23 protein-coding genes are annotated in these 19,884 nt (G+C 35.4%); 14 read left to right on the forward strand and 9 right to left on the reverse strand.

What is annotated here, in order from left to right:
- Positions 1 to 3 precede the first annotated feature (3 nt).
- The 3 genes from rlmB to BAZ10_RS05005 all read right to left on the reverse strand — a co-directional run bounded on the left by rlmB (position 4) and on the right by BAZ10_RS05005 (position 1,772).
- Complete coding sequence (gene rlmB, locus BAZ10_RS04995; RefSeq protein WP_078771126.1) at positions 4 to 762, reverse strand: 23S rRNA (guanosine(2251)-2'-O)-methyltransferase RlmB; 759 nt, start codon at positions 760 to 762, stop codon at positions 4 to 6.
- Positions 763 to 838: 76 nt separating this feature from the next.
- A complete protein-coding gene (locus BAZ10_RS05000; protein ID WP_078771127.1) occupies positions 839 to 1,252 on the reverse strand; it encodes a GxxExxY protein in 414 nt (137 codons plus the stop codon).
- 49 nt (positions 1,253 to 1,301) lie between these two features.
- Positions 1,302 to 1,772: a DinB family protein gene (locus tag BAZ10_RS05005; protein ID WP_078771128.1), complete on the reverse strand. Its 471-nt coding sequence runs from the start codon at positions 1,770 to 1,772 to the stop codon at positions 1,302 to 1,304.
- A gap of 162 nt (positions 1,773 to 1,934) precedes the next feature.
- Between BAZ10_RS05005 and BAZ10_RS05010 the strand changes: the two genes are divergently transcribed.
- Genes BAZ10_RS05010 through BAZ10_RS05055 form a run of 10 tightly spaced genes read left to right on the forward strand, consistent with a single transcriptional unit; the run spans position 1,935 to position 10,904 of the window.
- Entirely contained in the window at positions 1,935 to 2,939 is a 1,005-nt protein-coding gene (locus tag BAZ10_RS05010) for an AAA family ATPase (protein WP_059155224.1), read from the forward strand.
- Positions 2,940 to 2,951: 12 nt separating this feature from the next.
- Positions 2,952 to 3,758 (forward strand): 4-hydroxy-tetrahydrodipicolinate reductase, encoded by an 807-nt coding sequence (gene dapB / locus BAZ10_RS05015; protein WP_078771129.1) that lies wholly within the window; start codon positions 2,952 to 2,954, stop codon positions 3,756 to 3,758.
- A 2-nt stretch (positions 3,759 to 3,760) separates the two neighbouring features.
- The gene (locus tag BAZ10_RS05020; RefSeq protein ID WP_078771130.1) at positions 3,761 to 4,624 is read left to right on the forward strand and encodes a DUF58 domain-containing protein; all 864 of its coding nucleotides are present in this window, start codon (positions 3,761 to 3,763) and stop codon (positions 4,622 to 4,624) included.
- 5 nt (positions 4,625 to 4,629) lie between these two features.
- Positions 4,630 to 5,529: a BatD family protein gene (locus BAZ10_RS05025; protein ID WP_078771131.1), complete on the forward strand. Its 900-nt coding sequence runs from the start codon at positions 4,630 to 4,632 to the stop codon at positions 5,527 to 5,529.
- Entirely contained in the window at positions 5,522 to 6,541 is a 1,020-nt protein-coding gene (locus BAZ10_RS05030) for a VWA domain-containing protein (RefSeq protein ID WP_078771132.1), read from the forward strand. The genes BAZ10_RS05025 and BAZ10_RS05030 overlap by 8 nt, the downstream gene beginning before the upstream one ends.
- Positions 6,541 to 7,548, forward strand: a complete 1,008-nt coding sequence (locus BAZ10_RS05035) for a VWA domain-containing protein (protein ID WP_078771133.1) — start codon at positions 6,541 to 6,543, stop codon at positions 7,546 to 7,548. Before BAZ10_RS05030 ends, BAZ10_RS05035 begins: the two co-directional genes overlap by 1 nt.
- Before the next feature lie 25 nt (positions 7,549 to 7,573).
- On the forward strand, positions 7,574 to 8,302 hold the full coding sequence (locus tag BAZ10_RS05040; protein ID WP_078771134.1) for a tetratricopeptide repeat protein: 729 nt from the start codon (positions 7,574 to 7,576) through the stop codon (positions 8,300 to 8,302).
- Entirely contained in the window at positions 8,302 to 10,059 is a 1,758-nt protein-coding gene (locus BAZ10_RS05045) for a BatD family protein (RefSeq protein WP_078771135.1), read from the forward strand. The genes BAZ10_RS05040 and BAZ10_RS05045 overlap by 1 nt, the downstream gene beginning before the upstream one ends.
- A gap of 39 nt (positions 10,060 to 10,098) precedes the next feature.
- Positions 10,099 to 10,695, forward strand: coding sequence for a MarC family protein (locus BAZ10_RS05050; RefSeq protein ID WP_034866300.1), 597 nt, complete (start codon positions 10,099 to 10,101; stop codon positions 10,693 to 10,695).
- Positions 10,696 to 10,706: 11 nt separating this feature from the next.
- A complete protein-coding gene (locus tag BAZ10_RS05055; protein WP_009089492.1) occupies positions 10,707 to 10,904 on the forward strand; it encodes a hypothetical protein in 198 nt (65 codons plus the stop codon).
- Here BAZ10_RS05055 and BAZ10_RS05060 read toward each other — a convergent pair.
- From BAZ10_RS05060 to BAZ10_RS05080, 5 genes are all read right to left on the reverse strand, one after another.
- Positions 10,884 to 11,864 carry a chorismate-binding protein gene (locus tag BAZ10_RS05060; protein ID WP_078771136.1) on the reverse strand — a complete coding sequence of 327 codons (981 nt, stop codon included), beginning with the start codon at positions 11,862 to 11,864 and terminating at the stop codon, positions 10,884 to 10,886. The two genes, BAZ10_RS05055 and BAZ10_RS05060, sit on opposite strands and share 21 nt — an antisense overlap.
- Before the next feature lie 121 nt (positions 11,865 to 11,985).
- The gene (locus tag BAZ10_RS05065; RefSeq protein WP_078771137.1) at positions 11,986 to 12,402 is read right to left on the reverse strand and encodes a PaaI family thioesterase; all 417 of its coding nucleotides are present in this window, start codon (positions 12,400 to 12,402) and stop codon (positions 11,986 to 11,988) included.
- 1 nt (position 12,403) lies between these two features.
- A complete protein-coding gene (locus tag BAZ10_RS05070; RefSeq protein ID WP_078771138.1) occupies positions 12,404 to 12,970 on the reverse strand; it encodes a 1-acyl-sn-glycerol-3-phosphate acyltransferase in 567 nt (188 codons plus the stop codon).
- A gap of 246 nt (positions 12,971 to 13,216) precedes the next feature.
- Entirely contained in the window at positions 13,217 to 14,872 is a 1,656-nt protein-coding gene (locus BAZ10_RS05075) for a PspC domain-containing protein (RefSeq protein WP_078771139.1), read from the reverse strand.
- Positions 14,865 to 15,203, reverse strand: coding sequence for a PadR family transcriptional regulator (locus BAZ10_RS05080; RefSeq protein ID WP_021348241.1), 339 nt, complete (start codon positions 15,201 to 15,203; stop codon positions 14,865 to 14,867). Before BAZ10_RS05080 ends, BAZ10_RS05075 begins: the two co-directional genes overlap by 8 nt.
- Before the next feature lie 835 nt (positions 15,204 to 16,038).
- On the opposite strand from BAZ10_RS05080, the gene BAZ10_RS05085 reads away from it, so the two are divergent.
- The 4 genes from BAZ10_RS05085 (at position 16,039) to BAZ10_RS05100 (ending at position 18,657) form a co-directional block, all read left to right on the forward strand.
- Entirely contained in the window at positions 16,039 to 16,518 is a 480-nt protein-coding gene (locus BAZ10_RS05085; RefSeq protein WP_078771140.1) for a hypothetical protein, read from the forward strand.
- A gap of 71 nt (positions 16,519 to 16,589) precedes the next feature.
- Positions 16,590 to 17,180: an HD domain-containing protein gene (locus BAZ10_RS05090; RefSeq protein WP_078771141.1), complete on the forward strand. Its 591-nt coding sequence runs from the start codon at positions 16,590 to 16,592 to the stop codon at positions 17,178 to 17,180.
- A gap of 18 nt (positions 17,181 to 17,198) precedes the next feature.
- On the forward strand, positions 17,199 to 17,771 hold the full coding sequence (locus BAZ10_RS05095) for a Crp/Fnr family transcriptional regulator (protein WP_078771142.1): 573 nt from the start codon (positions 17,199 to 17,201) through the stop codon (positions 17,769 to 17,771).
- A 73-nt stretch (positions 17,772 to 17,844) separates the two neighbouring features.
- Positions 17,845 to 18,657, forward strand: a complete 813-nt coding sequence (locus tag BAZ10_RS05100; protein WP_078771143.1) for an alpha/beta hydrolase — start codon at positions 17,845 to 17,847, stop codon at positions 18,655 to 18,657.
- 59 nt (positions 18,658 to 18,716) lie between these two features.
- Here the strand turns inward: BAZ10_RS05100 and BAZ10_RS05105 are convergent, their stop codons facing one another.
- A complete protein-coding gene (locus tag BAZ10_RS05105; protein ID WP_078771144.1) occupies positions 18,717 to 19,829 on the reverse strand; it encodes a hypothetical protein in 1,113 nt (370 codons plus the stop codon).
- Positions 19,830 to 19,884 lie beyond the last annotated feature (55 nt).

Here is a 19,884-nt window from a genome sequence, read left to right on the forward strand (position 1 = left end):
TTTTTAGTGATTGATAATTCTCTGTCTTACGGCTTCATATAGAATAGCACCACATGCGACAGATACATTAAGCGATTGTGTTTTTCCCTCAATAGGTAGTTTTATTTTTTCATCCGCATGATGAAGGACCTCTTTGGAGATTCCTGTTTCTTCATTCCCCATAACAATACAGACAGGTTCTGTAAAGTTTTCTTCATAAATAAGCTTCTGAGCTTTCTCTGTAGCTGCAAAAACTTTGATACCCGACTGCTGAAGGAAATCTACTGCATGAGCAAGGTTTTTCTCTTTGCAAATTTTCAGATTATAAAGAGCCCCTGCTGAAGTTTTAATAGCATCCGAATTAATAGGTGCAGCTCCTTTTTCCGGAATAATGATAGCATCTACGCCTACACATTCTGCAGTACGGCTTATCGCACCAAAGTTTCTTACATCGGTTAGACGATCCAGTATCAGAATGAAAGGCGTTTTGCCTTCTTCAAAAAGCTGTGGCAAAACATCTTCTATTTTATAAAACGGAATATCTGATATAAATGCAACAACACCCTGGTGATTTTTCCGGGTAAAACGGTTTAGTTTTTCCACAGGAACATAATTAGCACGTAGGTTATGCTGAGCTAAAAGTTTTTTTAGATCGGCAACGATAGGCCCCTGTAATCCATTTTGTACAAATACTTTGTCTACAGTTTTGCCTGCTTCTATTGCTTCTATTACAGGTCTTAGCCCAAATATGAAATCGTCTTTTTTATCTTTATTTTCTTGCATTCAATATTCTTTTAAATCTATATGTTCCCAATTAATGGAACTTTTTTATTTTTTTAACCACATAGGAACATAGCCTTTAACGGTCTGGTAATAAACTAAAATACTCATTAACAAATGTCTTTTGCCCTTCTCTGAAAATGTTCAGGCAATTGAAATTAATAAGAAGCCCTTTCGGGCTTTGCAATAATTTCATATAGGTCAAAAGTTGTGCCTCAAATGTAGGTATTATTTCCTGTACCGATTTTAATTCAACTACGATACACTGCTCTACAAACAAGTCACATCTAAAATCTACATCCAACTGTTTTCCTCTGTATGTTATAGGAACTTTCATCTCTGTGAGAAAATTTATTGTCCTATGTTTCAACTCTTCTATTAAGCATTGATGATAAATGCTTTCCAACAGGCCTCTGCCTAATACTTTGTGAACTTCGATAGCACATCCTATTATTTCATAAGTTAAATCGTCCAAATATTTTTTTGTCAACATAACCTATGTTTCTATGTGGTTAAATTCTATCTCGGTTCAAATTTTTATGTTAATACATTTCTCCTATAATAGCTCTTTTCTGTGCCATTATATATCCAAGATGCTGGCCTTCATGTATATTATTGAAGAGTACTGCATCCTCAATATTTTTAAGATCCATTCCCAGGCTTGTGGAGTAATGTGTGTAATCCAGAAAGAAATTTTCGTCATAGTCATTTGCCATAATTCTTGAAGTTTCCGAAAGCAGAAAATTAAGATCTTCTATTTCCTCCTGCGATACATCCAGATTTGGTAATGTTCCTTTTTTATAAGTTTCAATCCAGTATTTATCTATTCTGAAAGGATTTCCGCTCAGGTAGTATATTAATAACTGTTGTGTTGCCACACAATGCGCAATATTCCAATAGATATTGTTATTAAAGCCATCGGGAATCATCATCAAATCCTGGTGGCTGGTTTTCTGAAGGACATCGGCAAGGTTTTTTCTAATAACGCGATGTGCTTTGAAAAGGTTATTCACTATTTATTCAGATTAATTTGCTCCAAAAGTAATCTAAATCGTGCAAATTGCCTAATTTTAAAAGCCTAACTTTAACAAACTTTAACGATAAATAACGTTTAATTATGGTGGTTTTTGCAATGTTTTTGCAGAAATTTACCCACTAAAATTGAATTTAAGTCTATGTCAGAATATAATCAAGCAGAGGATATTAAAATTTTAATGGAAAAGGTGAAAGAGAAGAATTATTTTTTCTCTCTTTTGAAGTCAGAAGTCAATAAAGTTATTATAGGTCAGGAATATATGATCGATAGACTCCTTATAGGACTTTTAGGAAACGGACACGTTTTGTTGGAAGGAGTTCCGGGACTGGCAAAGACGTTGGCGATAAAAACACTGGCCGATGCTGTGCAGGGGCAGTACTCCAGAATTCAGTTTACACCGGACTTGTTACCTGCAGATGTAGTAGGGACAATGATCTATAATGTAAAAGATAACGACTTTTCAATTAAAAAAGGACCTGTATTTGCAAATTTTGTGCTGGCTGATGAGATTAACCGTGCACCTGCAAAAGTACAGTCAGCATTATTGGAAGTAATGCAGGAAAAGCAAGTAACGATAGGAGATACAACAATGAAGTTACCAAAACCATTTTTGGTATTGGCTACCCAAAACCCGATTGATCAGGAAGGTACCTATCTGTTGCCAGAAGCGCAGTCCGACCGTTTTATGATGAAGTGCAGTATAGACTATCCTACATTTGAAGATGAGCGTAAAGTAATGCGTATGGTTTCTACATCGGATATCCCGCAAATTAATCCTATTATATCGTTGGAACAGATTGTTGAGGCTAAAGAACTTATCAACAAAATCTATTTGGACGAGAAGATAGAAAAATACATTCTGGATATGGTTTTTGCAACTCGTTATCCAGAGCAATATGGATTATCAGATCTTAAAAACTACATTACTTTCGGAGCATCACCAAGGGCATCTATCAACCTAGCAATTGCTTCCAGAGCATTAGCATTTATCAGAGGGCGTGCATTTGTTATTCCGGAAGATGTGAAAGAAATATCGAAGGATGTATTACGCCACAGAATAGGATTAAGTTTTGAGGCTGAAGCTGAAGAAATGACGGCTGAGAAAATTATTGATGCTGTTTTGTCTAAAGTACAGGCTCCCTAATTATTTTATAAAATGAGTATAAAGATATGTATTGCCGGAGCAACAGGCTGGGCAGGTTCGGCACTTAGTAAAGGAGTATTGAAGGAATCGGATATTACTTTGGTTGCAGGAATGTCCAGAAGTAATGCAGGGAGTAACCTTGCGGATATTCTTGATGTTACAACTCCCGAAATTCCGGTTTTCAAAGATATCGAAGAAGCTCTGGAAGGGCCTTCTTTTGATGTTCTTTTTGAATTTACTAAACCAACGATTGCCAAACATAACATTACACAGGCTATAAAAGCCGGAAAAGATGTTATTGTAGGAACATCCGGATTGTCGGATAGTGACTATGCAGAAATTGAAGTGTTGGCGAATCAATATGGAGTTTCGGTTTTAGCGGTTGGAAATTTTGCAATTACAGCTGTGTTGCTGCAGAAATTTTCAGTAATGGCAGCAAAGTATATTCCTAATTTCGAAATTATAGATTATGCCAGCCACTCAAAGCCGGATGCTCCAAGTGGAACGACTTTGGAATTGGCAAAGAAAATATCGGAAGTACAAACCTCTACTGATATGATAAAAGATGAAGATGTAATTGGTTATGCCAAGACAAGAGGTGAAAAAATAAACGGAGTCAGAGTTCATTCAGTAAGACTTCCTAATTATATGATTTCTGTAGAATCTATTTTTGGATTAAATGATGAACGCTTAACAATTCGCCATGATTCCGGTATGGGAGCTGAACCTTATGTACAAGGAGCAATTCTGGCGATTAAAAAGATAAACACTTTTAAAGGCTTCAGAAGAGGTCTGGACAGTGTTTTGGATGAAGCATAACAATGGATATAAAAGATATTGTAAAAAAAGTAAAGCAGATAGAAATCCGGACTAAGAGAAGTACGGATGCTATGCTCATGGGGCAATATCACAGCGCTTTCAAAGGGCAGGGGATGACTTTTTCTGAAGTCAGACAATACCAGTTCGGAGATGATATCCGAAGAATTGACTGGAATAAAACAGCACGTTTCCGGGAGCCTTATGTAAAAGTAATGGAAGAGGAACGAGAGCTGACTGTAATGCTGATGGTTGATATCTCAGCTTCTATGAATTATGGAACTCATGCCTCGCTGAAAAGAGAATATGTAGCCGAAATTTGTGCTACATTAGGATTTTCTGCAGTTACTAATAATGATAAAGTAGGGCTTATCCTGTTCGCAGATAGGGTCTATAAAGTTATTCCACCTAAAAAGGGAAGACCACATGTATTGGCTATTATCAGTAGTATTCTGAATGCTGATTATATTCCGTCAACAACAAATCTGGATGGTGCACTCAGCTACCTGATGAAAGCTTTTAAAAAGAAGAGTTATGTTTTTCTTCTTTCAGATTTCAACGATCAATTTGATGTAAAGAGCCTTCGGGTTGTAGGAAATAAACATCAGCTTCTGGGTTTCGGGATATATGATGAAAAAGATATGCAGATTCCGGATATAGGATATGCTTTACTAAATGATGCTGAGACCGGAGAAAAAAAATGGGTGAATACGTCCAGTGCAAGATGGCGGTATCAGTTTGCAGAGCAACAAAAACAAAAAATTAAAAATACAGAAGAAGCATTTGATAAAAGTGCTTCGGTATTCTTGAAACTCAATACAGGGCAGGATTATACCAAGCCATTGTATAATTATTTTCAGACACGATAAAATTGATGATGAAAAGAATTTTTTTATTCTGTTTTATAGCAATTAGCCTTTTAGGTTTCGGACAAACACTCTCCTCGCAATTGTCCGACAATACCCTGGTTTTGGGAGAACAGGGAGAATTTAAGATTAATGTTAGTAATGTTACGGGACTGGATGTTCAGGCAGCTCCGAAAAATGAGATATTGCCTTTTCATTTCGAAATCCTTAGTGATAGTATTCAGCGTACCCCTAATCTGTATACAAGAACTATAAAATTCCAGATTTTTGAAGAAGGGAAGTTTAAGATTCCACCAATCGAAATTAAAGCCGGAGATAAAATACTGACGACAATACCTTATGAAATAGAAGTTATAAACACTGCCAAAAAAGGTGAACAGATCAACGATATTATGAATAATAAGGATGTTGAACTGGGCTGGCAGGATTACTGGAGTCTGTATAAATTCTATATATGGATTGCATTAGTGGTTATTGCGATTATTGTTTTGATCTGGATGCTTGTTAAATGGGGAAGAGCTAAAAAATCTTCACCAACTGTAAAAACCAATTTCACGCTTCAGGAACTGGAAAAGCTAAGAAGTAAAAATTATATTGAAAATAATGACTTCCGTAGCTTTTATATAGAGCTTATTGATATTACAAGAAATTTCTTGTCCGGTCAATATGGCTTCCCGGCAAAGGAGTTGTTGACAGATGACCTGTTGGATTACATGAAGGGACAGAACAAAATATCGGAAGCCAATGAAAAAATTCTTGCTGAAGTCTTTGAACGTGGAGATTTAGCTAAATTTGCAAAGGTTATTCCTTCGCATACAGAAATGGAAGCTGATTTCAATAATATTAAAGAATTTGTGAAAAGGTCTTATAAAGACATAGAATTTGAAAATTTGAGAAAACATGTCTGATCTTTTTGCTCCTTTAGGTTTAAACTTCGAGTTTGAAAGCCCGTGGCTTTTACTTTTATTTCTCTTATTTATTCCACTCTTAATAAGGGATCTTATGAGGGGGAAGAATGAGGGGATTAAAGTTCCTACAACCGAAGGAATGGCTCGTCCTTCTGGTATTGGATTCTTATTTTTTATACTGAAATGTACAAAGTATATCATTCTTTCATGTATTATATTGGCTCTGGCCCGTCCAAGAACATTTACGGTAGCTCAAGATCAGAATGATGGAAAAGGGATAGATATTATGCTGTCGGTAGACGTCTCTTTTAGTATGTTATCTAAGGATTTGGAGCCGGATAGACTGCGTGCTTTGTCTAAAATAGCACAAAAATTTATAGGTGACAGACCTGGAGATAGAATAGGATTAGTGGCTTATGCCGGAGAAGGATTTTTGAAGGTACCGCTTACGACAGACCATGAAGCCGTTAAGCAGGAAATTGCAAGTCTGAATCCAAATGAATTGTCAGCAGGTACAGCAATAGGAGAAGGGTTGGCGGTTGCGGTTAATCACCTTAAAGACAGTAAAGCAAAAAGTAAGATTATCATTCTGATGACAGATGGAGTGCAGACTATCAAAAATAGTCTGGAGCCTGCTATTGCTGCAGAATTGGCTGCAAATAATCATATTAAGGTTTACACCATCGGAATCGGAACAAATGGTTATGCACTGACACCTACGGGGATTGATCCTTTTTTTGGTGATCTTATTTATACAGAGCAGAAAGTAGAAATCGATGAACTGGCATTGCAAAATATAGCTTCAGTTACAGGAGGTAAATATTTCCGGGCAACTTCTAATGAAAGTCTTCAGCAGATTTATGAAGAGATTAATCAGCTGGAGAAATCAGATATCAAAGTGGCCAAAATGTATGATTATAAAGAGTATTTCAGATATTTTCTGTGGATAGCGCTTATCGTATTGCTTTTGGATGCTTTATGGAGATGGATAATGTATAAAATTTTGACGTAATGGACTGGACTTTTGAAAATTATAATTATCTGTTTCTGTCACTATTGGTGCCACTGATGTGGCTGCTGATCGCTAATTTTATACGCTGGCGCGAAAAACGCAGAAAATTGTTTGCAGATTCTGGTTTTCATACCATTTTATTTGCTCCTAAAAGCAAGTATAAATATGTTTTCATTCCTCTTTATATTCTTGCTTTTACCTTTTTAATCCTTGCTTTTGCAGACTTGTTAGGGGGTAAAGAGGAAATGAAAGTAAGTCATAAGATTGCTAATGTAGTCTTGTTGATGGATGTATCTAACTCTATGAATGCAGAAGATGTTCAGCCGGACAGCAGATTAAGTCGTGAGAAAAAGATTGTTCTGGAGACGCTGAAGAAAATGAAAGATGAAAGAGTTGGCATTGTAGTTTTTGCAGGTAATGCAGTATCTATTATGCCACTGACTACGGATTATGCTGCTGTTGAAACTTATATCAATTCCATAGAAACAAGCATTATCGGGCAGCAGGGGACTGATTTTCTGGTGGCTATGAGGGAAGCAGCTAAAATGTATAAGAATACAGGAAAGAGTGGTAGAAACGTAGTATTAATAAGTGATGGTGAAGATAACGAGGGGCATGATAAGGAAGCTGCTGCTTTGGCTAAAAGTCAGAATATTAAGATTACTGCTGTCGGAATAGGTACAGAACAGGGAGCTCCGGTTCCTGACTACATGTACGGCCAGTTAATGGGTTATAAAAATACACCTTATGGCGAACCAGTAATTTCCAAACGGGAAACTCAGGCTCTGGTACAGATGTCCAACGGAACAGGGGGAACCTATATAGACGGAAACAACGATAATGCAGCAAACCAATTGGTTAGTGCTTTGGATAAGCTAAAAAGTGATACCGAGGTTACAACCAATTCCCAGTCTTCAATCCATTATTATCAGTGGTTTTTAGGGATTTCGTTTATTCTGTTTTTTATAATATATTTAACAAATCCAAAAAGAGATCTTAACATATAAAAGGCTAATTTTGTAGCGTATTAAGATGTTGAAAAAAAGCACTTTATTCATATTATTCGTATTTGCAACAGGGATTTTTTATGCTCAGGATTATAATGCTTTAGTTTATAAAGGAAATAAAAATTTTGAGAATAAGAAGTACGATGATGCTTCGGCTAAATATTTAGATGCCATAAAAAAGAATCCACAAGACTTTACGGCTCATTATAATTTAGGAAATGCTTTGTACAAACAAAAGATGTACAAAGAGGCTCATGCTGAATATAAAAAAGCTGCGGAGTTAAGTAAAAATACAAATGATAAAATGGCTTCTCTGTATAATCAGGGAAATGCTATGATGCAGCAAAACAACCATGAAGAGGCTGCAAAATACTATAAGGAAGCGCTGAAGTTATCCCCTGCAGATTCTTCACTCCGCAAAAACTATGAAATTGCTATGCTGAAAGATAAACAGAAAAAGCAGAAGAATGGTGGCGGCGGAAATGACCAGAATAATAAAAACCAACAAGGTAATCAGGGGCAGCAAGACAATAATCAGGGCGATAAAAAAGATAAGCAAGGAGGCAATGACCAAAAGAATAAAGGTCAGGGCGACGGGCAGGATCAAAATAAAAATGAAGGAAAAAACAAACTTCCAAAAGATGTAGAAAAGGAAATTCTCCGTCAGATGGGGGATAAAGAAAAAAATACATCAAAAAGAATTCTTAATCAAAAAGCAAACAGTAGCCCTATAAGCAACGAAAAAGACTGGTAATGAACCGCGTGTTCCTTTACATATTATTTCTGTTAACTGGCCTGCAGATTCATGCACAGGTTGAAGTCGACGTGGTTATGGATGAGAAACCTAGCTATAAGATTGGTCAGGAAATACCTATTGTATTTATTGCTACCTCCAAATCTTCTCTTGATGTCCGTATGAAGTTACCATATTTTGATCCTAAAAAGTATGATGTATCACTTCCGGCTACCAATACGGAGTATTTTCTGGATGACAAAGGTGTATCTCTAACGAGATTTTCTGCTTTGGTTGTTGTAAAGCCTAAAGTTCCTGGGGCACTAAAAATTGGTAGTGCCTTAGCCAGAGTAGATAATGTAATGTATAAAAGTGACGCAAAAGATATTTTTGTTAAGAACGAAAAGTATGTAGAAAACAGACCTCCTGTCCGCAATAATAACGAAGTATATATCAGAACAAATGTTAGTGATAATGATGTCTATGTAAATCAGGCTACAATGGCTGTAGTAACTGCATATAGCAGAAATATGAACAGTCTGGATAACGTTGAAGATGTTCAGCTTCCACCTGCACAAGGTATCCGGTACTACAGAGTAGGAGACAGCAATGGTGAGGTGAACGATCATGAAGAAGAATATTCCATGAGAATGGCTATTTATCTTTTGTTCCCGGAAGAAGCAGGCAGAGCTATTATTCCTCCTGCTAGTGCTAAAGTAGTACAAGGTGGCAGTACAACAAAGATTAAGGCGAACAGTGTAAGCCTGAATGTAAAACCACTACCGGAAAATGCACCTGCAGATTTCCAGAATGCTGTTGGTAAATACGATGCAAAAGTTGCTGTGAAAACACCAGGAGATCTTGAAATAAATAAACCTGTTAGCGTTGAAGTAAAGCTTACTGGTGTGGGAAATCTTAAAGATGTAAATTTGCCGAAATTTGCTAATTCCGAATATTACAGCGTATATAAGCCAAAAGTAAATTATAATGTAAAGCCTTCGGGAAGCAAAGGATTTAGAGGAGAACTTACGGCCAACTATATTATAGTACCTAAAAAGCAGGGTAATTTTCCAATTGCCCTGGAAGGTTTCTCTTATTTTGATCCGGAAGAAAAGAAATATAAGCAAGTGGCTTTGTCTACAATACCATTATTTGTTCAGACACCAGAACAAATGGCATCTGACAGATCGACTGTAGAAAAAGTTATGGAAAATACTGCAAATGTACTCAATCAGAAAGTAAAATTACCAGTTATAGCCCAGGTGGATGCTGATCATAGTTTTATGCCGAAAAGTTCAGAAAATATTCCTGTATGGTTACTATTTTTGGCATTAGCATTTGTAGCATTCTTCCTTTATTTCTTCTATAAAATATACAGCTCCAACAAAACAGCTTCACCTACCGGGAAAAACTATTCCCCGCACTTTAAGCCTGTAACTAATGTTGAAGAGTCTGAAAGACAAATTCGCGAAGAGATGTCTGTAGATATTCCTGCGCATCTTCAATATTTGGAAACACTCATCAAGCAGAAAGATTACTCTGGTTTCTTTAATGCTTATGCAGAAATGAATGTGGATCTGGAACACGATATTGATATCCATCACAATATGACGGTATTGGATTATATTGAAGATACCTTCGGAAGAAGTGATATGGAAACCTTTAAAGATGTACAAAATCGCGTTGAGCTAATGAAGTTCTCTCCATTTAAGGAAGAAGATTCTATGAACGATTTGTTACAGCAGATCTACTCCGCATATTCGAAAATTGAAAAATAAACAATTTTATTTTATAATTTTGTACCATTAATTTTCTGTATGCTCGAAGATATTTCAATTAAAGAGATCATGACCTCCTTCATGGTTTTGTTTGCCGTAATAGATATTATTGGCTCAATTCCCGTTATTGTAGGTCTGAAACAAAAGTTTGGAAAGATTGAAGCGGAGAAGGCATCCATCGTGGCCGGATGTATTATGATTTCCTTTTTATTTATAGGTGATAAAATACTAAAGCTAATCGGAGTAGATGTGAATTCATTTGCAATAGCCGGAGCTTTTGTGATTTTTATTATTGCCGTGGAAATGATTCTTGGAATAGAGATCAATAAACCTGGAAAAGTAAACTCGGCTTCTATTGTTCCTATTGCCTTTCCTTTAATTGCCGGTGCAGGTTCTCTAACGACAATTCTTTCACTTAGATCAGGCTTTCACGATATTAATATTATCCTGGGAATTATCCTGAATATTATTCTTATCTATGTGGTATTGAGGTCTGCAAACTGGATGGAGCAGAAGCTTGGAGATGCATCTCTGCAGGTTTTGCAAAAAATATTCGGAATTATTCTTTTAGCTATCTCTATTAAATTATTTACAGCTAACTTTGCACAGTTGATCAAGAGCTATATCAACTTTTAAATTTTTATTTTATGAAGACGTTTTATAAGGTGTTTTTAGTATTGTTTATTGTTTTTATCGGTATCAATTTTTACGCAGTTCAGTGGAATCTTGGCGCTTTTAATGAAGAAAATGATAAATTTTGGTTTTCCATCGCTGCTGCAGTTGTAGGAATAATCGTTGTGTTTATTCTGGATTTCTGGAGTCGCCTAAGCACCAAGAAAGGTTAGTCGTTGTAATACAGCGTCAGCTTTCATCTCAGTTTCTTTCCATTCCTTTTCAGGCTCACTCAGAGCTGTTATTCCACCACCGGCATAAAGCAAAACGCCGTTGTGAAAAAGTTGTGCACAGCGAAGATTTACATAACAGGTTGTTTTACTATCCTGTTCTATTTGTATATAGCCAGCATAAAATGCTCTGTTATACTTTTCAGTATTTTTGATAATCTGAGAGCATAAATCTTTAGGAACGCCACATATTGCGGGAGTAGGGTGTAACTCTTTTATAAGGCTGGAAATATCCTGTTTGCTGATTACTGCTTTAAAATCGTTGCGCAGGTGTTTTATGTTGCCTGATATATGGTCATATACAGGGCTGATTTGTACTTGTTGAGAATATTGGCTAAGTACAGATTGTATATAAGTACTTACAGGTTTTTGTTCCTCAATTTCTTTTTCAGACCAGTCCTCGGACACAGGAAGAGTTCCTGCGAGGCTCATCGTTTCAAAATCTTCTGTATTTTTATCATATTGTCCCAATACCTCAGGTGTAGCCCCTATCCATGCCTCGTTCTTATCTACAAAAAGGTGTATAAATGCATTTGGATAATCCTTGCACAATTTCAAAAAAGTTTTACCCAGATCTATTGTTTCATGCTCCGGAATATCAACCCATTTTTGTCGCGATATTACAACTTTTGGTAGCTGATTTTCTTTAATAATTCCGATTACATTTTCTATACGGACTAGATAATCATTCTTGGTTTCAGGCATATCATAATATTCCTGCTGAATGTTTTGGCTGGTAATATTCAGGCTTAGAATTTCTTGTTCAGTAATTGGCTGAAAAGAACCATCAAATGTGATCTCCTTCAGATTGTCAAAAGAATGAAATTTGATTGTATTGTTAAGAGGAGTATCACTGTTAAGAGTATAAAAAACCTCTTTAAAAGGAAATTTAAAAAGTATCACTTTTGTATTTTATGTTAGTAAAGAATGTAAAGGTATAATCAGTAAAATAAAATAAACAACATACTTATTGCAGAACAAATCCGGAATAAGCATGTGTACTTGTTATCTTATTATTGTACCGTCACCTGACATTAATTACCACATTGGTCATCGTAGAATGGCAGATAAGGTCACCTTTCTCGTCTCTTATTTCTATTTCGGTAAAGTGCTGTGTTCTTCCTTTGCGGATAAGTCTTGCAGTTCCGGTAACCATTCCTTCTTTTTTAGATTTAAGGTGATTACAGTTAAGGTTAGTTCCTACAGCCGCATTTACAGATCTGTCCAGTACAATGTTGGACAAACATGAGCCTAAACTCTCAGCCAATGCAGCGCTGGCACCGCCATGCAGCATTCCTAATGGCTGATGTACGATAGGTGTTACAGGCATTGTTGCTACCAGAAAGTCATCACCAACATCTGTGAATTTTATATCCAGTGTCTGTAATAATGTATTTCTGTTCCAATCATTTAATGCTTGTAGCTGCTCTTCCTTTGTCATCTTAGTAGATCTTAGGGTTGTAGTTTTCAGGATATTTAGCATTTATATCCTTGAAGTAGTTTTCAATTTCATCCATAACACTCTCAAAAGATCTTTTAGTAAGATCTTCATAAGGTATCATATAGCCTATTTTTATCTTTTTATATTTGTAGTCTCCTGACGCCAGTACAATTGGAACTTTAGCCTGCAGTGCCATGTGGTAGAAACCGAGTTTCCATTTTTTAGCATAAGAACGGGAGCCTTCCGGTGTAATTACAAGGCTGAAGTCTTCTTTCTCAAATTCTCTTGCAATAACATTAATAAGGTCATTCTTTTGAGAGCGGTCTATACCAATAGCTCCGATAGATTTAATAATGCCTCCGTAGAAAGCTTTGGTATGAGAGTCTTTAATGATTACTTTCAGGCGTTTGCCAAATTTCCAGTATACCATAATTCCCAACAGATAATCCCAGTTGGAGGTGTGTGGCGCTTCTACCAGAATACAGCGGTCCAGATTTTTAAGATCACCATCTAACTGAACTTTCCATCCAAGTAATTTAAGAAGAGTACTACCAATAAGTTTTTTCATTCCGGTTTGAATAAATAATTAAAACGATTGCAATAGCTGCAATCGTTCTACAAATATAAAGATTATGCTTATACTTTTAAAATAAGGATGAAACAAAGTCCATAATTTTGAGGACTATTTCGAAAACAAACTGGATCATGACTGTGGGTTTTGGTGTTAAATTTCTTTAAAACTAACACCACAAATTTAGAATTTTTTTTGAAAATTACCCAAAAAGTGGTGTTAATTTTTTTACAATAATTTAGATTATCTGGTTTTTATTTTAACCTCTTTTTTGCCGTTGCTGATGCTTACGTTCACTTCTTTAATAGAATCTTTGTCTATTTTAATTTTGTTGTTGTCTTCGGATTTTCCGATTTTAATATCGTCGACAGCTACTTTTTTACCGTTTACTATGATACTGTCCGGAGCATCCTCATTACCAGTTGTACTGATAGAGATGTTGCCATTGAAGCTGTCATCATCGTCGTTATCCTTTTCGTTTAGGCTAATATCAGCACCTGGTGCAGTTACTACTTTCATTTTTTTCGGTACTACAAGTTTATATTCTATTCTGTAGTGACGGAATCTGTTGTCGTAGTTATAAGAGAAGTAATTTGGTAGCAAAATTTTGTTATCAATAACTTCTACCGGAAGCTTCATTTGTAATGGTTTGTTATAACCGTTTGCAGATTTTTCTACAATCAGGTATGGTGCAGCAACATCTTTTCTTTCAACATGTATGTATGGATAAGTTTTTTCGAAGATAGTTTTCTTATCAGAATAGATATCGCTGATGTATGATTTGAAGTTCTCCGGAATAATAACCTTTTTGTTATCCAGTATTATACTGTCAGACTTAGTATTGATCGAGATATTCTCTGTTTCTTCATTATGCCCGTTGAATCTGAAATTAGTTTTAGATGCGGAGTAACCAATGAATCCGATAAGTACAATCCAGCACAATACAAGTGTCCCGATAAGGTATCCCATATATTTTATCTTCAGATTTGGACTGAATAATTTCAGTGAAATCAGTGTAAAGATAATAGCAGGGATGAACATGCTCAGGAATCCGAAGAAGATAATTGCGCTACCTGTTACACCATCGTTAAAATAAAAGTTGATGTTTTCAGGAATATCTATAGCGCCTTCTCCAAATGATAACCCTCCGAATAATACTGCAATACTTCCTAAGAAAAATGATACTGCAATTGCTGAAGTGAATAATCCAAAGATTATAGAAAGAGCCTTTAGAAAAGCATTTCCTACATCGTTTGCCTGTCCTTTATTGCTTTGGTAAAACTGATTTACTTTCTCAGAAGAATCTGTTGCAAACTGTACAACTTTGTTGCTTTGTTCTTTCAGGTTGTCAAAATTAAGAGGTTTACCTCTCATTTTTAAGAAATCACCTGCAGTTTTTGCTTTAGGAACTACTATCCATAAGATAATATAGATAAGAGCTCCGAAGCCTTTAGCGAAAAGTAATAGTACAAAAGCCAAACGAATCCATACAATATCTACTCCAAGGTACCCGGCTAATCCACCAGATACACCTCCGATCATTTTTGTTTCAGGATCACGGAATAGTTGCTTGTCTCTGCTGAAGCCACTTCCGCTGGCTCTGGAACTTCCGCTCTTTTCTTTGGAAGTATACTCCTGCTCTTGCTCGTCAATCTGCTCTGGCGTACCGATAAGGGCAATTATAGCCTCTACATCTTCATCGTTAACCACTTCACGTTTACCAAGTCTGGTTTTGAAGATCTCTACAATACGCATTTCTATATCTTGCATTACCTCATTAGCTTCTTCCGGTTCCATAGAACGACGAAGGGCAGCAAGGTAATCATTAAGCTTTATATAGGCATGTTCCTCGATTGTGAAGGAGAAACCTGCAAGTCCTATTGATAGTGTTTTATTCATTGTCTTGGCTTTTTGTTATTTGGTTAACAGAATCTGTTAATTCCGTCCATGTGTTTTGTAATTCGTTCAGGAACAATTTTCCTTTCTCAGTTATTTCATAATATTTTCGTGGGGGGCCGCTTGTAGACTCTTCCCAACGGTAGGAGAGAAATTCTCCGTTTTTCAGACGGGTTAGCAACGGATAAAGTGTGCCTTCCACAACATCTAGTTTTCCTTTTTTCAGCTCATCAATAAGATCTGATACATACATTTCTTTTTTATTGATAAGACTTAAAATACAGAACTCTAAGATGCCTTTTCGCATTTGCGCTTTGGTATTCTCTGTATTCATCTGTGTAATGGTTTGATTTTAAATTAATATTCAGAATAAACTCTCAGCTGATTTTAAGCTTATTCCGATTTTACATTACAAAGATATATAAATTAAATGGTATTATGCAATACAAAGTAGTAAAATAATTTTTATACCTAATGTAAGTACTTGTAGATCAGTCATAAAAATTTCAACTGTATTTTTATGATTATTTTAGATAAAGCAATTTTTAATGAAAATTATTTGAATTATGGATAAAAATGAACTTGCTGATATAAGAGTTAGTTTGATTTTTTCAAACTGGATAATATACTTCGATAATTTAGTTAGGCTTATTATAAACTCGGCTCAGCATCTTTGTATTGAGCAAAATATTTAAACTTAATTGAAATTCTTCATGTTTTTTAGAATTGGTAATCTATAGCTTTTGATTTTTACTTCCCCTGATAAAGATAACGTTCCTCCGGAACGCTCTGAATTTTCATAATTATAATCTATAAAGATAAAGCTCCTAATGGAGCTCCTCATTCATTATGTTGAACCATATTTCCATGATATGAGAAATCAGAAAGATGCTCCGGAGGAGCTTGATCTGTGTAAAAGCAAGTGTATCAAAAAGTAAGTATTCCAGAGGAATACTATCTCACAACAGTAATATTTTCTCTCTATATACCTGAAATTTGTATCTGAATAAGTAGGATCTTTATATTTAATCCTGAAGCTACATTACAATTGATGCTAAATAATGAAACTTGGTTAAAAATAAATATGAAATTTTGTTGACTTTGCTATATGAAATTGCAACGATAATACGTTTAAGTTTAAAATAATATTAAATTTGAGAAAAAGAATTATGAAAAAAATGTTTTATTTGGCTTCTTTGCTTATAGGAGGGGCCGCTTTTGCACAAATCACAACAAACGAAATTAACGGAATAGAGGTGAACATGCCTTTAACAGAACTAAATGCTAAGTTCAAGCAGGATATTAAACCAAAAGTAGTAGAAAACTTTACAGATGAACCAGAGAACTTTACTCCGGTAACTATTAATGGAACAAAGTATAGTATCATCTTTGTAAAGGACTTCTACAGTCCTGATAAAACTTTGGTTTATTCTGTTGCAACAACTGATCCGAAGAGTAAAGGTAAAAATCTGGTTGGAATCGGGAGTACGTTGGCAGAACTAAAGAAGGCTTATGCTAAAGAATCGACAGACACTACTGGCGATACTTTTACCGTATATCAGAAAGACAAAGGCGAAAGAATCCTTATCTTCAAACTGAAAAACAATAAAGTTACCCGAATTTTTGCTTCTGTATTTGCAGCGGGTTAGTACTACAAATATTCCTGTAATTTAACAGGTAATCATCTAAAGGTACTAAATAAGTTTAGTACCTTTGATAGATGAAATTAGAGAAAGAAATCCAGTTTATACTGGCTGTAGATGCACTCAAAAATGTGCAGCGCAGAAACTACAATGCAGATGATTCCCGCAGAGAAAATACAGCAGAACACAGCTGGCAAATCGTAATACTGGCACAAATCCTTTATCCATACGCTAAAAATAAAGAACAGGTTGATTTACTAAGAGTTATCCGTATGCTTTCTATTCACGATCTTGTAGAAATAAACGCCGGAGACACATTTCTTTTTGATGAAGAAATGATGAAAGGTAAGTTTGAACGTGAGAAAATCGCAGCAAAAGAGATTTTCGGAATTTTAGATGAGCCTTTGCAATCTGAGTTTTACAATTTGTGGATAGAATTTGAAGGTGAAGAAACTCCTGATGCCATATTTGCTTGTGCTATAGACAGAATTATGCCTTTTATTCTTAATTCTAATACTAGCGGGAAAAGCTGGACTGAAGCTGGAATTTCAGAAAATCAGGTGCGCAATATGCTGGAAAATGCAATTAAGCGTGCTTCAGATGAAATGGGAGAAGCTTTCGATATCCTGCTACAGAAAAGTATTGATGAGGGAATGTTGAAAAATTAATTTTCAATTTTGCAGATTATGCAGGACTTTATAAAACAGATTAACTCTTATTATCCTTTGTCAGCAGAAACAACTGATGCTCTCCTTGGTATATGTAAAGAGGACCATTTTAAAAAGAACGAGTTGCTGCAAAAATCCGGTGAAACTGCCAGATACTATTATTATTTAAAATCCGGTCTGGTGGGATATTATATGATAGATGAAGATGGAGAGCAGGTTTACAAGTTATTTTTTGCGGAGAAAAGTTTTCCTGCAGCTACGGTTTCTATTATTAAAAAAGAGCCCGGAGATTTTAGTATTATAGCACTTGAAGATTGTACAGTTATAAAATACCCGGCAAAAGAATATCGGGATCTGCTTTCTAAACATCATGACCTGGCCATGTTTCATATCCGCTATCTGGAGCAAAATTGGGTGGTAAATAAAGAGCCGCTGGAGATTTCTCTAAAGCATGAAACAGCAAAGCAGCGTTATCTGAAATTATTGAAAGATCCAGATTTGTACAACAGGCTGAAGCAGCATCATATTGCGTCTTATTTGGGAGTGACTCCAACCCAGCTCAGTCGCATAAGAAAAGAAATAAAAGATTAAAAGCATTTACATATGTAGATGCTTTTAGTTTTTTTACACCTCAATTTTGTCTCATTAATTAATAATAAAAATTATGAAGACATTACTTAATCTCACACTTTTATTGGTATTCTCACATTCACTTTTTGCACAAAAAGTTATTCGTGAAAAGATCTTTAGTGCAAAGATGAAAAAAGAAATCAGCACCATTATTGTAACTCCGGACATTAAACCTCATCAGCAGTACAAAACAGTGTACATTTTACATGGTTACAGTGGGAATCCGGAAAGAACGTTGAAGCAGGATATTCCGGATTTACAGACTAAGGCGAAAGCCTATAATACCATCTATATTTTACCCGATGGTAATTACAACAGCTGGTATGTGGATAGTCCGGTTGATCAGAAATCACAATACAAAACTTTTATTGGTTCAGAATTGGTACAGTATATCGATGGACACTATCCTACAAAGGCTGAAAAAACATCCAGAGGAATTTTAGGGTGGAGTATGGGAGGTTTTGGATCTCTGTATATCGGGACTTCTTTTCCGGAAACATTCGGGATTGTGGGGAGCTCTTGTGGAGCTTTGGATTTCCGGACTTTCAATGAAGGTTATAACAATTATCAGGTGGATAAAGTTTTAGGTCCATTATCTTCTTTAAACTCAGAATATATTTTGTCTGATAGTACTGATAAAATGCTGAACACAGGGCAATATTATATTCTGGACTGCGGAATAAATGATTTTTTTATCAGTAAGAATCAGAGTTTTCATCAGGAATTGCTCAGCAAAAAAATTGAACACCTTTATATAGAATCCTTAGGAGAACATAATACTGAATACTGGAGCCGGGCTTTATCTAATCAACTATCATTGTTTGAAAACTATTTTAATCATCAGTAAAAAATAAAAACTTTCAGGATTAATATTAGGCTTATCATTAATCCTGAAAGATTTTTCGATTAACGAATATTCTGACTAATTCTGTTTTTATACCAAAGGTCTGTAATCCATGCAAATACACTGTAGAAAATCAGAATACACGGGAAAATAACAAATACTGCCAGAAGAACATAACCTTGCTTCATTCCTTGTTCGTCAACGACCCATTGGATAAAGTCGTAAGAGAATATGAAAATGAGGGATGTAAGTATAGCAATAATTAAAGAACCCAACAATATAGTATAATTGAATTTTTTAGGATGTTTTCTCCTGCGGCTGCGCATCCATTTGATATGGAAATAAAACATAATCAGAAATCCGATAGTCATAATGCCAATAGGATCTAAAAAAAGTAAAACTTTACCGAATACAGAAACCTTTTTCGAAAAAGTAATTTCCAGCTGTTCTTGTGTTACACTATTAATCTGTATTTTATAATTTCCGTTTTGTCCTTCCTGAAGCTTACCAATATTGGTTTTTATTATTTCCAGATTCGATGGCAGGTGTAGGTTTATTTCTATTGGTCCAAAAGATTTCCAGTAGTTAGAAGGATATAGGGCATAGGCTATCTTAAATTCTCTTAATAGTCCGTATATATTGTATTCCGGGACACCTTCGTATTCTACAACAATATTGTTTTCTCCTTTTTGAAGAACGGTCTCGAAATAGATAAGTTCATGCAGGCTAACATTTTTTGGAGAATTCTGCTCAAAGCTAATATTATATAAATCTTCACTATCCTGATCTTTGTGTATAAATGAAAACTGAGAAATGTTCTGGTTAGTGATTTTCGGAGTATTTATCTTTTTTCCGTTAACAGATACCGTGCTTTCGGAAGCCATGTTTTGTGCAATAAAGAGTAAAGGGAGTTTAGCTTCTTTTTCGGAATATATCTGATAAGATATCTTGTACTTCACCCTGTAAAATTCAGAATAGTCATCATACATATCTGAAGCAACTACAGTTAAATCCATTTTTTCACTCAGTACTTTACAATCTTTACTTCCGAATATAGGAGAGCTTGTAGTTCCGTCGGAATAAGGTTTTGCCATATTTCCGTAAATACGGATACATATCATTAGCATAAAAAGTAACAGAAAGTATTTTGTAAGTATTGTGGAGTGGTGTTTCATAAAATTATTTCAAGGCTGAAAAATAGGCAGAATTTTTATATTTTTTGAAAAGTTA

Origin of the sequence: Elizabethkingia occulta (assembly GCF_002023715.1) — a bacterium.
In the GTDB taxonomy this organism is placed as follows: Bacteria; Bacteroidota; Bacteroidia; order Flavobacteriales; family Weeksellaceae; genus Elizabethkingia; species Elizabethkingia occulta.